General features: G+C 67.7%; 13 protein-coding genes. 3 read left to right on the top strand and 10 right to left on the bottom strand.

Features of this window, described 5'->3' with window-relative positions:
- Nucleotides 1-12 precede the first annotated feature (12 nt).
- From AB0C34_RS20290 to AB0C34_RS20250, 9 genes are all read right to left on the bottom strand, one after another.
- On the bottom strand, nucleotides 13-366 hold the full coding sequence (locus AB0C34_RS20290; protein WP_357074972.1) for a hypothetical protein: 354 nt from the start codon (nucleotides 364-366) through the stop codon (nucleotides 13-15).
- A gap of 141 nt (nucleotides 367-507) precedes the next feature.
- Nucleotides 508-1,413 (bottom strand): hypothetical protein, encoded by a 906-nt coding sequence (locus tag AB0C34_RS20285; protein ID WP_357074970.1) that lies wholly within the window; start codon nucleotides 1,411-1,413, stop codon nucleotides 508-510.
- A complete protein-coding gene (locus AB0C34_RS20280; protein WP_357074967.1) occupies nucleotides 1,410-2,024 on the bottom strand; it encodes a nitroreductase family protein in 615 nt (204 codons plus the stop codon). Before AB0C34_RS20280 ends, AB0C34_RS20285 begins: the two co-directional genes overlap by 4 nt.
- Nucleotides 2,024-3,025: a ScbA/BarX family gamma-butyrolactone biosynthesis protein gene (locus AB0C34_RS20275; protein WP_357074964.1), complete on the bottom strand. Its 1,002-nt coding sequence runs from the start codon at nucleotides 3,023-3,025 to the stop codon at nucleotides 2,024-2,026. Before AB0C34_RS20275 ends, AB0C34_RS20280 begins: the two co-directional genes overlap by 1 nt.
- Complete coding sequence (locus AB0C34_RS20270; protein WP_357074961.1) at nucleotides 3,022-3,942, bottom strand: nucleoside-diphosphate kinase; 921 nt, start codon at nucleotides 3,940-3,942, stop codon at nucleotides 3,022-3,024. Before AB0C34_RS20270 ends, AB0C34_RS20275 begins: the two co-directional genes overlap by 4 nt.
- Entirely contained in the window at nucleotides 3,939-5,030 is a 1,092-nt protein-coding gene (locus AB0C34_RS20265; RefSeq protein ID WP_357074958.1) for an SDR family oxidoreductase, read from the bottom strand. The genes AB0C34_RS20270 and AB0C34_RS20265 overlap by 4 nt, the downstream gene beginning before the upstream one ends.
- On the bottom strand, nucleotides 5,027-5,365 hold the full coding sequence (locus AB0C34_RS20260) for an acyl carrier protein (RefSeq protein ID WP_357074955.1): 339 nt from the start codon (nucleotides 5,363-5,365) through the stop codon (nucleotides 5,027-5,029). The genes AB0C34_RS20265 and AB0C34_RS20260 overlap by 4 nt, the downstream gene beginning before the upstream one ends.
- The gene (locus AB0C34_RS20255) at nucleotides 5,362-8,916 is read right to left on the bottom strand and encodes an AMP-binding protein (protein WP_357074952.1); all 3,555 of its coding nucleotides are present in this window, start codon (nucleotides 8,914-8,916) and stop codon (nucleotides 5,362-5,364) included. Before AB0C34_RS20255 ends, AB0C34_RS20260 begins: the two co-directional genes overlap by 4 nt.
- Nucleotides 8,906-11,602 (bottom strand): phosphoenolpyruvate synthase, encoded by a 2,697-nt coding sequence (locus tag AB0C34_RS20250; protein WP_357074949.1) that lies wholly within the window; start codon nucleotides 11,600-11,602, stop codon nucleotides 8,906-8,908. The genes AB0C34_RS20255 and AB0C34_RS20250 overlap by 11 nt, the downstream gene beginning before the upstream one ends.
- 213 nt (nucleotides 11,603-11,815) lie before the next feature.
- On the opposite strand from AB0C34_RS20250, the gene AB0C34_RS20245 reads away from it, so the two are divergent.
- From AB0C34_RS20245 to AB0C34_RS20235, 3 genes are all read left to right on the top strand, one after another.
- Entirely contained in the window at nucleotides 11,816-12,520 is a 705-nt protein-coding gene (locus AB0C34_RS20245) for an ESX secretion-associated protein EspG (RefSeq protein ID WP_357074946.1), read from the top strand.
- A gap of 90 nt (nucleotides 12,521-12,610) precedes the next feature.
- A complete protein-coding gene (locus tag AB0C34_RS20240) occupies nucleotides 12,611-12,985 on the top strand; it encodes a hypothetical protein (protein WP_357074943.1) in 375 nt (124 codons plus the stop codon).
- Nucleotides 12,982-14,043 (top strand): hypothetical protein, encoded by a 1,062-nt coding sequence (locus tag AB0C34_RS20235; RefSeq protein WP_357074940.1) that lies wholly within the window; start codon nucleotides 12,982-12,984, stop codon nucleotides 14,041-14,043. The genes AB0C34_RS20240 and AB0C34_RS20235 overlap by 4 nt, the downstream gene beginning before the upstream one ends.
- 36 nt (nucleotides 14,044-14,079) lie before the next feature.
- Here the strand turns inward: AB0C34_RS20235 and AB0C34_RS20230 are convergent, their stop codons facing one another.
- Nucleotides 14,080-14,379 (bottom strand): hypothetical protein, encoded by a 300-nt coding sequence (locus AB0C34_RS20230; protein ID WP_357074937.1) that lies wholly within the window; start codon nucleotides 14,377-14,379, stop codon nucleotides 14,080-14,082.
- Between the last annotated feature and the right edge of the window lie 2 nt (nucleotides 14,380-14,381).

Here is a 14,381-nt window from a genome sequence, read left to right as displayed (position 1 = left end):
AACCGCTCGACGCTAGGGCGCCGCGACGGGTATGACGAACGCCGTGGTCGCGATACCCACCGCGTGGTCGGAAATGCAGGTGACCCGCATTGCCCCGCCGACCGGCGTCCGCTGCGACTCGAAGCCGCTATAGCGGCCGAACACGGGCGCGGATTGCGCCTGAGGCACGAAGAAGCCGAGGCACTCGGCCTCCAACACCGACGCGCCCGCACCGCTGTGACAGAGCGCGGTCGCATCGGTGAGGCCGCGGTCGACGAAACAACCGGTGGGCGCGGCCGTGGCCGGCCCGGTGGGCGCGAGAACCAGACCGCCCGCGAGGATCAGCAGGACGCCGCCTCCGCCCAGTCGCCGCATCATGGTGTGCATTGCAACCCTTCCTCGGCAGGCCTGGCCTGCCCGCATCCGGGGCCCGGCCACGCATTTTGCGCGAGTCCTCGACCCTCCAGCGACATTCCACCAGAATCGGGCGCACCGGTCGAGTGCGGTTCACCCGATGAACCGCGCCGTTCAGGGCACCACCAATGCCTGCGCGATCAGAACGAGATACAGCGCGAGGATGAAGAGAATCGCGGGAAGCACCGGGTGGTCCGACCGGTCCTGTGCGCCGAAACGCCAGGAACCGAAAGCAGGAATCAGCAGTAACGACAGCGGAATCCAGGCGATCAGCGCTGCCGGCCCGACCTGTACCCATGGTCGGACGAGCGCGACATCACCGAGCACCGCCACCACCGCGCACAGCAGCGCGGTCGCAGCACTTCCATTGGCGCCCAATATATTCGAGTACATCATTGTGCTGGGGTGAATGGTTCGCGTTGTCTTTCTGGCGAACTCGAATTGCAGGAATGCCCCCGCGAAGATCACCGCAACGGCTGCCGCACGCCAGTTCTTGCCGACCACACCGGTGTCGATCGCCGAAACCACGGCATACGCGGTGACCAGTAGCTGCACCGGATAGGTGACGACGAGGTTGACCAGGATGTTCGTACGGACCGTCAGGAACAGGCGCTCCATCCCCCATAGTGCGAGCCCGTACCCCAGCGCGGTGGTGATCATCACGGCCGATCCGACCGAGAGCGCGAGACTCGCGGCGACGGAAAAGATGGCGATAAAACACATGGCGACGCGTAGGTCGGCAGCTCGCACCGCACCGGTGACCAGCGGTCGATCGGGGTTGTGCACACGGTCGTATTCGAGATCCTTCTGCTCATCGACCATTCGCAGATACAACAGGACGACCGCGACGACCACGATGCGCACGACGGTGGCGGCGGTCGGATGCCAGTCCTGGTCGGTCACCAGCGCGGCGGTGCCTTCCAGCGCGAGCACCCACAGGATGCCGTAGAGCAGGTAGTGCGGCTTGTACATCAGCACCGTGAATCGCGCGATCCGCACCGCTGCGGCCGGCACGCTCATGCGCCGCCCCACCGGTCCCACATGGTCACTTCGGCGGCGGGGGCGCGGCGGCTGGACGCGGAAGATCCCGACCGCAGTGCTGCCACCGGGACCATTGCCATCTGTGTCACCTCGTCGAACGGAATGCCGAGCAGTTGCGCGACCTCACGCTCGTAGGCCAGATGCGCGGTAGTGAGGCAGGAGCCGAGGCCACGCTCGTGCAGCGCGAGCATGAAGTTCCACACCGCCGGATAGATCGAACCATAGAAACTCGCGAGTCGCGGTGGCGCGGCGGGCTCGGGTAGGCGACCGATCGAACAGACCAGCACGAGCGCGGGCACCTGATGAATATGCTCGGCCAGGTAGCGGCCGGAGGACAGGTCGGCGAGCTGGTCGGGTCGTATCGCGCGACCGGTGAGGTTGGCGGCGAATGCTTTTCGATAGTATTCGGCGATCCGCTGCTTCGTCTCGGGGTCTTGCACGATGAGGAACCGCCATGGCTGGCGATTGCTACCGCTCGGCGCCTGAACCGCGATCCGCACGCAGTCCAGCAAATCCTCGCGCGCCACCGGACGGGTCACATCGAGCCTGCGGCGGAAAGCACGGGTGGTGGTGAGCAGTTCGACACCCATCAGACGTCGTCCATGCCGGGCGTGGCGCCTGCCCGCGGCGGGTCCGCGACCAAGTCGTCCTCGGCGAATTCGAGGTCCACCTGGGCCGCCACCTCACCACACTGCCGGATCTCGCAATGCACGACGGTCCGGTCGGCCTGACTGCCGGTGATCTCCGCGACGCATTCGGCGGGACGATCCAGTTCGACGAACCGCTCGAACGAACTGGCGACGCACTCCAGCCGGGGCAACTGCCTCCCCACCATCGCCAGCGCGGTCTGTCTGCACGCCTCGATCAGCAGGCTGCCCGGCACGTGATCGAGCTGATGATCGAACAAGACGGGGTGGGCGAGATCAGGCGTGAGCAGCGCATGAGCGGTACCGCCCGCCAGCCGCGGCGAGCCGATCACCACATTGCGCCAGTTCTCCCTGCCCACCGCGGCGCACGCAGCGCGCTCGGTGCGCGCGGTGGCGCCGACGACCCGGCCGAGGCCGAGGCTCTCCCGGAAAGCGGAGCGCAGCGCCGACCACCGCTGCGGCGTCGTCCAAGAGAACGACCCATCGACCGTCATCATCGACTCGGCAGCGCCATCGATTTCCAGCACCATGTCCAAACCGGTCAACGTCTCGCCACTGTGGTGGCGGCGAGGTACCCGCACTCTCATCACCAGATTCGCGGGCGCCGTGCCGATCTGCCAGGCGGCCGTGTCCCCGCCGGCGCCATTGAAGGTGCGCACGATGAAAACCACCTCCGGCGGCACGCCGTAGAACTCGTGGGTGAGCGCGAGGGCGGCCTGCCGTGCCGCCTCCATCACCAGCAGCGGGTCATAGCGCACACCGAGTTGCCCGGCATGGTCACCGTAGTAGGCATGCATCCTGGGCAGTTGGGCGCCGACTACGAACTCGTCCGCCCCGAGCGAATCCAGCGAGGTGACGAACACCTCCGACACCGCACACCGGTGCGCGAGCTCGCGGGCGATCGTCCGATGATGGGTTGCTGTCTTCACCATCTCGATGTTCACGGTCGTGCCTCCAACCACTCTTTCGCGGACACCGGCCGCAGGGTCTGCGGCTGCGTGCCGGTTCGCATGGGAAGTACGTAGGACCCGAGCACGATCACCGACCAGGGATCGAGGTCCAGGTCGTCGGCCCATGCGGCATTCAGCAAGCGCGCACAGTCCGCGTCCGCCGCCGGATCGAAATCGGGCGGTACCGACACCCCGGCCCGCTCGAGATCACGCAGGATCTGCTCCAGCGCGTCAGTGCGATCGAAACTACGAGCCGGCGTGTGCGCATAGAGGTCGCGGGCGATCGCGACGGCATCGGACGAGCGGTCGCCGCCGGCCGCCGCCAGCGCCAGCAGCGACGCCCTGCTTCGCTCGTCGAGGTAGATGGCGAACTCCCGGAGCACGTCGGCGGGATCGTCCGGCGAGTGCACCAGGTTCAACAGATAGTTGTGCCGGCCGAGCAGGTAGCGCAGTTCGCCAGGCTTGCGACGCTGCGGATCGGTAGCGCCCTTCGCCTCGGCGAGCCGGACCGGTACCGGCACCTCGCCGTCCTCGCCCCGGACCACCAGCACCAGCACGTCCGCGATGCCCACCAGTAGATCGGCGAGACGCCTGCGCTCGGGCGAGGAGATGTTCCACGCGAAATACCACAGTGCGCGGGCCAGGTGTCGGTCCACCGGAATACGAAACGCGGCGACGACTCGAAACCCCTTGTCCCCTAACCATGTCAGTGCAGGTTCGACTGCCCTCGCGACAATAGCGTCCGGCTTGAGCAGCAGCAGCGAATGCTCCCTGGCGAAGGTCTCCGCATCGATACCCAGGCGGTCGAGCTGATCGACGGTCTCCTGCACGTAGGTATCGCTCAGGTAAGCGTTCACCTTCTCGGGTTGGGGAGTCAGCGCGGCGAGCAGCTCGCGCAGCGGCGCGCTCACCGGCCCGCTCCGCGGAGGTCGTCGCTCGCCAACACGTCCTCGATACCGGGCAGCGGGACACCGAGATAGCCGGACTCCAGGCAATGGTCCAGCAGCAACCGCAGATAGTCTTTGCCGGTGGCCGGGCTCCGCCTGCCGAGCAGTACCTCGGCCCGCGTGGTGTCGAAGACCAGACGGCGCCGGAAGTAGCTGGTGTAGAGCGATCCGATCCGCTGGTAGTACTCACGTTCGATCGCGCCGAGGTCGCGCTCGCTGAAAGTCGCTTCCGGCACGAATCTCGCGACCTCGAACGACGGGTATTCGGCCAACACGTCGGAGACTTCGCGTAACGACAGCGTGTCGCGGCCGAGCGCGTGCAGCGTGCGCCCCTGCGCCGAGTCGAAATCCAGAACCGCGGCCGCGACCACGTCGGCGACGTGGTCGATCGGCGCCAGCGACAGCGTCGCGTCGTAGCGACCGGGCAGCGAGCGCAACTTGCCCTCGACGATCAGCTTCAGGACGGCGTAGAGATTCTTGTACTCACGAATCATGCCGGTATCGCTCACCCCGGTCACGATGCCCGGCCGCACGACCACCGAGCGCAGACCGCGCTCACTCGCGGCCCGCACCAACTGCTCGGCGCGAAACTTGCTGCGCTCGTATCCGTTTCCGAACGACTGGCCGAGGTCGAGTTCGTCCTCGGTGATGGTGCCGCCCCGCATGCCGCACACATACGCGGTGCTGACGTACACCAGCGGCACGTCCCACAGCAGGGCGAGAGCGATCGCGTTCGCCGCTCCGCGCACATTGAGCTCGTCATACTCGATTGTGGACGCGTCGAAAGCCGTTGTCGCAGCGCAGTGCACCACGATTCCCACCCGCTCGGCGAGATCGTCCCGGTCGCGGTCGGCCAGGCCGAATCCGGGTGTACGGATGTCACCCGCGACCGACGTGCCCGCGCCGATCTCCGTGCCGTCGTTGCGCAGAATCGCTGCCGTGTTGTGCAGCACGGCAGCGACCGGCCTGCTCGCGGCGGCGAGCCGAGCGACCACCTCGGCGCCGACCAGCCCGGTGGCTCCGGTGATCAACACCGTGTCCGCGCCGCTCACCTCAGCGCCTCACCGAGGCTCGGCTCCGGCGCGCACGGCTGTGCGCTGTGCCTTGCGTGCATGCGCCGCCGCTCCCCTGCCGCTTCCGCCACGCCGCCCTCGACCAGTGCGATCACTTCGCCCACCCGCCGAACACCGACCAGGTCGCTCGGCTGATAACGCGGCAGATCGAAGGCCCGTTCGAGCACCACGGTGAGCTCCATCAACCGCAGCGAGTCGAAGCCGAGATCCTCCACGAGCCGCTGGTCATCGTCCGTAGGAGCCGCCTGATCGGGCGCCATCGCGCCGATGAGTCCCCGTACCCGGTCGGCCTGCGCGGAATCGGCGGCGGTCATGTCGGGTCCTTCGTCCGCAGGTGGGGTTGCTGCCCGCCCGAAGCCAGCAAGTCGCGCGCCTCGTCGAGGGGTAGTTCCGTGTCCAAATAGCCCGCGACGCGCAGCCAGTCGTATCCGATCGCCAGCGTGCGCCGCCATTGCTCGCGCGAAGCGAACGACGCCGGAAAGCCATCGGCACCGGCCACCGGGTCGGTTCCGGCGGCGACCCGGCGCACCAGCGTGACGAGATCATCGAGCACCGAAACCCCTGCCGCGATGTCGCCGCCCTCGGCGATGATCGCCGAGAAACGCACGCGTAGCGCTGATTCCACCTGTGCGAGCAGGTCTGTTCGATGTGCGGCCTGCGGGGGCAAACTCCGGCGCAGTGTCGCGGCCGGCGCGACATCGGCGGGCAACGGATGCAGACCGAAGGCCGACAACAACACCCGCACGCACATGGCGATCAACCGATGCGCCGCGATATCAGCGACCGGGCCCTGGGCATCCTGCACCGCGCCCGCCAAGTCCTCACGGGCGTTCTCCAGCACAATGTTCGACCACACCAGGTTCAGCGCGCATTCGGTGAAGCGTCGCGCGGGCAGTGCCGCGAAGGTCGCGACCGCGTCCGTGCGGGCCGCTCCGGTCAGACCGAGCGCGGGAGCGATTGTCGACGGCACCGGGGTATACGGACGCACGGGCGCGCACATCGCGAGCGCCGGAGTGATGAGTGAACCACCGCACCAACGCAATCCGACCAATCCGAGTCGAACGAATTCGGCGAGCTCGGCGGTGATGTCATGCTGCGCGCGTCCGAGCACATCGGCGACCGAGTGGCTGAACACCACCGATCGCCACGCTCGCGCACCGCTGTCGGAGAGCACGAAAACGTCGCGATCGCCGCGCAGCACGTGGATGCGCGAACCGATCGGCCAAGTGGTCACCCCAGGTATCCTGGCGAAGCGCACTCGTTGTGGATCGTCGACCGGTGCCTCGAGGCCCAGGTCCACGGCCAGCTCCAGCAGCTGTTCCCATGCGGATTCTTCGGCAGCCGCCCGGACAGTCGCGACGCCGAGCACATCGGTCGGGGCAGCGCCGAAGGCACGTGATTCGTCGGCGCCCGGCCACGCCGGGCCGTTCAGGTCGCGGTAGCGGTTGATCAGGTCGCCGCCGCCGATCCGATCGAGTTGCCCCGGGAGCCACTTGGTCTCCAGGTAGGTTTCGCCACGACGAGCGGCCCACCCTTTCATCGCCTGGAGCAGTCCGTCACGTGCCCAGCCCACCGCCTCGTCGGAAACCTTCAGTGCGCGCAGCGCCACCGCGTAGCGCAGCGCGTGGCGAGCGCGGCCGAACCACCAGTCGGCAAGGATGTCCGCGAGGACGGAATGCGGCAGCACCGTCCGCAATTCGGCGACGTCCGGAGCATCCGGCGTAGCGCGCACCACGGTGGCGCGCAGAAACCGCTGGCAACGATTGAGCACGTCCTCGGTCAGGTCATCGGTGGCCGCGGCGGCGGCCACCTGCTCGAGTTGACGGCGCAGTTGCGCTACCGAACGGGTACGGATCTCCACCCGGCGGCCGTCGACGAACAGCACCGTCGGCAAGGTCGGCAACTCTTCGGCTCCGGGGGCGAGGACCAGGAAGTCCACGTCGGAACCCGCGTTGCCGAATCCTTCGGCGAGCGAGCCCTCGAACAGGACGGCCGAGTTCGCCGGAACCGCGACGCTGTCCATGGCGCGGTCCAGCAGCTGCGTCACTCGATCGATGGGCAGCGCAGGTCGCGGTGGACGGTCCGCGGCGGCCGTCTCCGATGTCGTCGCGTCGGGTCCGGTCTCGGTGCGAGCCGCCACCTCGCCGACGCCATCGGCGAGCGTCGTCACGGTCACGCCGTCGGTCTCGTGCACGACCGCTCCCTCCAGTCCGCCGTCGCGGAACTGCTGCCATATGTGTCGGCGGCGCGGTTTGCCGCTGGAGGTCCGCCGGATGATGCCGCGCGGCCCGGTGACGATGGTGACCGTCTGCGCGGGACCGAGCTCGCCGCGAATAACTCTGCGGGCCGCCATGATCCACTCCCCGGGTGAGGATTCCACGAACAGTGCGACGCCCTGCGCACCGGGATCGGTGATCGCGACCGCCGCGAGCTTGCCCTTGACGATCCCGGTTTCCCCGGACACCCGCGATTCGAGGTCCTCCATGAACACCGAGCGTCCGCGCACCTTGAGGCTCGACCCCATCCGGCCGAGGACGAAAACCTCGCCGTGGTGCAGGAATCCGGCGTCACCGCTGTACAACGTGCCGTCCGCGATCCGGGTGGACGCGGTGGCCGAATCGTCCGAGTAGCCGAGCGCCACGGACTCGCCGACCACCACCATTTCGCCCAACACTCCGTCGGGCAGCTCTCGGCCTTCCTCGTCGACGACCCGCACCGTCGATTCGGGCGTCGAATAGCCGAGTCCAGTGATCCAGCCCGTGCCCTCGACCCGCTGGGTGTCGTCGAGTCGTTCCTCGGCGAGGATGGGCACCGGCGCACCGAACCGCAAACTCGTGTTGTCGATACGCAGCGCAGTGATCGGCCGGTCGCGTGCCGACGAGGTGACCATCAGCGTGGCCTCCGCGAGACCATAGGCCAGTGTGTACGCCTTCGTCGAAAAGCCTTGGCGGCCCGTGAGGTCCGCGAAGGATTGTAGATCGGCCATCTCGACCGGTTCGGAGCCGACCGCGAGCGTGCGCCAGCCGGACAAGTCCAGATCGGCGATCTCCGTCTGGCGCACTCGATGGGCGACATAGCCGAGGGCGAACGACGGCGAAGGCGAATGCTGGGCATGCGCCATCGCGCGCAACCACCGCGCCGGATCACGGACGAACTGATCGGGGCGCATCAGATACAACTCGCCCTGGTTGGTCACCGTGGTCAGAAACGCACCGACCAGGCCCATGTCATGGTAGAGCGGCAACCAGGAGACCATCGCCTCACCGTCACGCCAGTCGATCAGCGCCGAGATCATCGCGATGTTGTTCGCCAGGTTGTGCCAGCTCACCCGCACACCACGCGGTGCGCTGGTGGAGCCCGAGGTGAACTGCAGCAGTGCGCATTCACCCGGATCGCCGAACTCACGCGCCTCGAACGGGGTGGACAGCAGCGCGCCATCGACCACGAGTGGTTCGTCGGTGCGGCCCGCCACCTCGGCCGCCTGCCGCACCCACTGCTCGAACTCTGGGGAGGTCACCACCAGCCGGGGCCCTGCCTGCTGCAGAATCGCCGCGATGTGCGCGACGATCTGCGCCAGGTCGCCGAACATCGGCGGGGCGACGGGTGTGCAGATCCCGCCACAGGCCCACACGGCGTAGAACGCGGCGACACAGGAGAATCCGGTCGGCATGATCACGCAGACGCCGTCGCCGCTGCCCATACCGTGCGCGCGCATCAGTGCCGCGATCGACCAAGCCTGCTCGGCGAGCTCGGCATAGCTGCGGTACGTCCACCCGTCGACCTCGTCGGCCAGGTGAACACCGGTCGACTTCGCCGGGTCTACCAGCCAATATCGCACTGCCGCAACATCTTTGTCAGTCAGCATCGAGGTGATCCCCTCCGGACAGCACAGTAACCGCTCCATTGGTGCCGTCTACCCGAATTCTCGCGCCGGTCCGTATCTTTTTGGTGACGTCCTTGACCTGGACCACTGTCGGCACACCCAGTTCCCGCGCCACGATGGCGACGTGAGTGAGCGGACTGCCGCGCTCGATCACCAGTGCCGCGGCCGACGGCAGCGCGGCCACCCAGCCGGGATCGGTGCGGTAGGCCACCAGGATGCCGCCCGCGACGTCGCGCGGTTCGTCGACCACGACAGCATTTCCCTCGACTACGCCCGCGGCCGAGGGCGTGCCCGCGAATACCGTTCCCGCTTCGGCCGCCGGTATGTCGGTGACCGGGATCCATCCCTGGCCCGCCAATTCCGCACGGCCGAAGCCCGAACCGACCGTCACGAAGCGTGCCGGCGCGACCAGCCCGGAGTCTCTGACGCGCTGCGCCTTCCGCGCTGCGACCAGCTCGCGCAGGCCGTCGATGGCCGCTCCCTCGTAGCTGGCGCGCAATTCCTGCACGGTCAGGTAGAACACGTCGGAGAACTCATCGATCACCCCACGCTCGGCCAAGTCCCTTCCCATCGCCCGGATCATGCGCTTGACCATGCCGAACGCCCTGGTGCGGCAGAACCGCAGCCGCTCCCGATGCGCTGAGCAGCGGGACACCTTGCCGCGCAACCGTTCGTACATCCGGCGCCGGAGTCCGCCGAGACGCGCGTCGAGATACGCTTCGGCGTCGTCACGGCGGCCGAGCGGCGCGTCCGGAACAGCACTGCGCAGCATGATGAACAGGCTCGCCGGGTCCTCCCGCAGGTCGGGAGTCTCGAGTTTGAGCTCGTCGAGGCTGCGGTAGCCGTAGCGTTCGAGGTAATCGTCGACACGGACTCGGAATTCGGGATGGTTCGCCAGTGTGGGGTAGATCTGGTCCGGCGCGGTCGAGTTCACCAGCGCGGTGAGTTCCGGATCCGCGCGCACCAGCTCAGCGAGGAATTTCATCGCACGCGCCGGTTCTGCCGATTCCACGTCGGCTCCGGGGCCCACCACCGCGTAGAAGAACCACTCGGGCGCCGCGGGCAGGAACAGCTTGGTCAGCAGGTACAGCAGCCCCGTGCAGGTCAGCAGGATCGCATCCAACACCATAAGTGGTCCCCAGCGCTCTACCAGATCGCGGTCCACCCTGCGGTAAGCGCTATAGGCCCGCTCGCCGGAAAGCGCGGTGTAGTCGACGGAGTCGTATTCGGCGTACACGCGATAGAAGTCGACCATGAATTGCTCGACCAGTCGGTCGATCCCCAGCAGCCTGCGCACATAGGTCACCGAGGTGATCCCGCGCGAGAGCGCCCGACCGAACGGATTGCGAAACGTGAACGGACGCAGCGTCTTTGCTATCTCATCGGCAAGCGGCTCGTCCACACCGAGCGCCGCCTCCAGCACCTTGCGGTTGAGCGGATAGCCGGGCGCGATGCCCACCATGCGATACCAATGCAGCAGGTTGTAGTAGACGCGGCCGTGGAAACAGCCCAGCAGCACGGACGACCAGCGCTCGGTCTGGCACAGCTGCTCGCGCGGCACCCGTAGCGACTTCGCGTAGCCCTGGTACACCCGGCCGTAGATGTCGGCGGCGGTCGTGTAGGTGAGCGGGGAGGTGATGCCGTTGAAACTCTCGATGATGTTGGAGTTGTCCCAGATTCGCAACTCACCGTCCGCAACGTCCTCGCCGGCCCCGCGCAGGAACGCACCGCCCGGCACGCCGATCTCGGTCGTGATCGGCCGCGATTGCAGCACCCAGAGGCCGTCGTCGTCGAACGCCCACTCGATGTCCTGTGGCGCGCCGAAGATCGACGCTATCGCGTCCCCGAGGGCGACCACTTCGGCGATCTCGGCGTCCGACAGCGTCAACCTGCCCCGCCGCGACTCCTCGACCACGGTCACCCCGAGACCTTGCCCGCCCCTCGGCGCGTACGACCGGTCCTTGTCCCCCACCACCGTCTCCAGGATCGTGCCGGATGATTTCTCCACAACCACCGAGTCGGCGTCGACCGCGCCGGAGACCAGGCCCTCGCCGAGCCCGTATACGGCGCTGATCACGAGTTCGTCGGCGGCGCCGCTGATCGGGTTCGCGGTGAACGCCACGCCGCTGGCCCGCGCGGCGATCAACCGTTGCAGCACAACAGCGGTCGGGAGCGCCCGCGGCGTCCCGCCCGCGAAGGCATACCGGACCGACCGCTCGGAGAAGGCCGAAGCCCAGCAGTCGCGTACCCGGTCGAGCACCATGTCCAGACCGTTGACGTTCAGGAAGGTGTCGAACTGGCCCGCGTAGGACCGTTCGGCGCCGTCCTCGGCCACGACCGAGGAGCGCACCGCGATCGCGCCCGCGCCGAGCCGGTCGTACGCCTCGGCGATCAGCGCACCGATCTCAGGGGGAATGGGCGTCGTACCGATCGTGGCACGCATCGCCTCGGCCGCGGTCAGCGCCGCGTCGAGATCCGTAGCCTCCGTGATATCGATCACGTTCACCGACTCGGTCGCGGCGAGGAACCTGGCACAGACATCGGTGCCGAGCAGGGTCCAGTCCGGAACTCGGAACCCACCCTGATGCAGGCGATGCAATCCACGGGCCTTACCCCCGCCGATGGCGGATATCGTCGCGATATCGCTCCACGGTCCGAGAACCTGCACGGCATACTCCCATCCACCCCGATCCCCGTTGCGGAGCACAGCATCTCGGAACAACCAAGCCGAGTACAACCGGGTGGTTGCTTGTATATCCGAGAATTCGCCGCCGCGTTAGCCCCACCATACCTAGATCGTCGATCGTGACCGCTCCGCTCCTTGCGCGAGACCGCTAGGCTACGAGCAGCATTGGCGGTTCGGTAAGGATGTGATTCGGCCGTGGAATGGACCTTCACTCCAGACGAGTTCGCCCACATCTGGCGCGAGACCGATCTGGATCGCCACCCCTATCCCCTCCGCATCCTGGAGACGCCGCGGACCGAGACCGAGGCCGAGAAGCTACGGATCGCCCTCGCCGAACGGATTCCGCTCGGCTCCGACCCCGATCTCTCCGCCTGCCTGCGTATTCTGGCGCGGCCGCACACCCGGATCGTGGCGATCGGTGGCGCGCACCAACCCGGCACCGAACTGCGGCTGCTGGCCGCGACGATCTACAACCGTGCCGTGCTAGCGGTACAGGAGCCCGGGCCGATGCCGGATTTCGGCGATCGCGTGCGGATTTCGATCGGGCACAGCGCGAAACTGGGAACCCGGATCGCAGCGCTGCTTCCGAAAATCCCCCCGGGCAAGCACCCCGCCCGGGCCGCCTCGGCCGACGCCGTGCGCGATGAGGAGGCGGTGCCGGCACGGCAACCTGCCGCGCCACGGATCCGCAAGCTCTTACTCGAACCACATACCGCCGAGGGACACATTCGGATCGAGTCCCGGCTCGACCGGCCCACCCCACCGACACCGACCCACTACACCTGGATCGATGTCCGCGATGACGGGCGTTACCTGATCAAAGCGGGAGTCGAGGTGCATATCGCCCCCGCCTCGCCCGAGCAGATCGCAGCACAACTGCAAAAACGAATTCCCGCGTAGGCCATCGTCAGCCGACCGGTGGTTACAGCGGACCGACCACCCGGCTACCGGTTAGTCTGAGGCGGACCGAACGATCTCAGGGGGTGTGCGATGACGATCGAATCCAGCCGGGCCGATATCGCCCGATTCAAGGAAGCGGCGCAGGCGGGGACCGTACAGTTCGATCCGGCGGCGGCGCGACAGTGCGCCGAACAGTATGACCGGCAGGCCGATTCGTTGATCCACCTGCGGCAGCGCCTCGAATCCGCCGCAGAGTTGGACGGATTCGGCGGATTCGACTCCGCGCAGCAACTGCGCGCCGGTTTCAGCCGCAAGGCCGGCGACGCGGCCGCGCTGCTCGATCACTACATCGAGGCCGCCCACCGGATGAGGGAGGCATTCCTGATCAGCGGCGGACTGCTCGAAGAGGCCGACGCCGCGAGCGCCGCCGCCCTGCGCGCCGTCGACTCGAGGTCGGTCCGATGACCGGCTGCGACCCCGACTACATCGGTTCGATGGAGCACTTCGAGTCGATGCGACACGAACAGATCTATGCCAAGGCACAACAGATCGACGCCGCGCAGGTGTCGCGCGCCTCGGCAACGTGGCTGGAGGTGGCCGGCGCGCTCGCGACCTCGTTTCCGCTCACCAAGGGCAGCGTGGACCGCGTGCTGAACTCGATGCGGTGGCAGGGCGCCACCGCCGACGCCGCGTATGCCAGCGCCCGTAGCTTCGCAGCCTCGGTGGACGAGTTGGCCGCGGTGATGGGCGAGGTCGGCGCCCGGCTCGGCGGAGTCGCCGCGGCTGCCGAGGCGGTGAAACTCGCGGCGGTGCCGCCCGGCAACTCCGGACCGATCGGCACCGTGGCGAAACTTCTGGAGGCCGCACGCGTCATCGATGCGCAGATGGCTCAGGAGGCGCTGCGGCAGGAGGCCGTGCTCGCGATGAACATGGTCTACAAGCCCGCCTACTCCGCGGCCGGTACAGCTGTGCCCGCGCTGCCCGACCCGCCCGAGCCGCCCGGCGTGCGATCGGGCCCGGTCACGCCCCAGGCATCGGCGCCAAGCACGCCGAAGTACAAGACGCCCGAACAAGTAGGCCCGGACAGCCGATCTACGCCGGACACTCCGCGACCCACGCCCGCACCGGAATCGCCGGCGCCATCGCATGGTTCGGCACCAGGGGGCCAGCCGCAACCCGTTCCTCAGCCGACCCCGTCGATGCCACCGCCACAGCAATCGTCGCCGTCCGAGCGAACTCCTTCCACCCAGCCCGCACCCGCGCCGCAGCCCGCACCCGAACCGACCCCGCAGACGCAGCCGGCGCCGCCTCCTCCGCCAGTGTTGACACCGCCGCCGCCGAGCCCTCCTCCGGCACCCGCGATCCCGGAACCCGCGCGACCCGTGCACCCGCCGATCCCCAGCCCAGCCGAACCCCCGGTCCCGCTGCCCGATCCCGGCGGCCAGCCCGGCGTCACCGGCCCGGTGCAAGACAACCAGAACCAGGCACCCACCACGAACCAACCCGGCGTCGTCCCGTCCTGACGGGTGACGCCGCGCGTCAGCACGCATGGAGACCGATCAATTGCCGCGCTCTCGATTGCCCGCGGCATGAATTCCCAGCGGGATGTCGGGCGACTTTCTCCCTCGCTTCGGCCGCCTACCAAGGCAACCTTGCTCGACCGAATCGGCGCCGACCGGGTCTGCGATACCGGTCGCACCCATCAGCATTGCTTCGGCGAGACGGCGGTTGGCTCGATTGACCAGGCGCTTGCGTAGCGGAATATTCTTGCGCGAGGACCTGTCGTTCTCGCCGTAGATGTTGCGGCGATCCTTGGCATCGCTCAGCCGCATCTTCTCCTGAGAAGTCTTACGACGCATCC

Source organism: Nocardia sp. NPDC049220 (assembly GCF_040647855.1).
Lineage (GTDB): Bacteria > Actinomycetota > Actinomycetes > Mycobacteriales > Mycobacteriaceae > Nocardia.
This window is presented reverse-complemented; position numbering and strand designations above follow the sequence as displayed.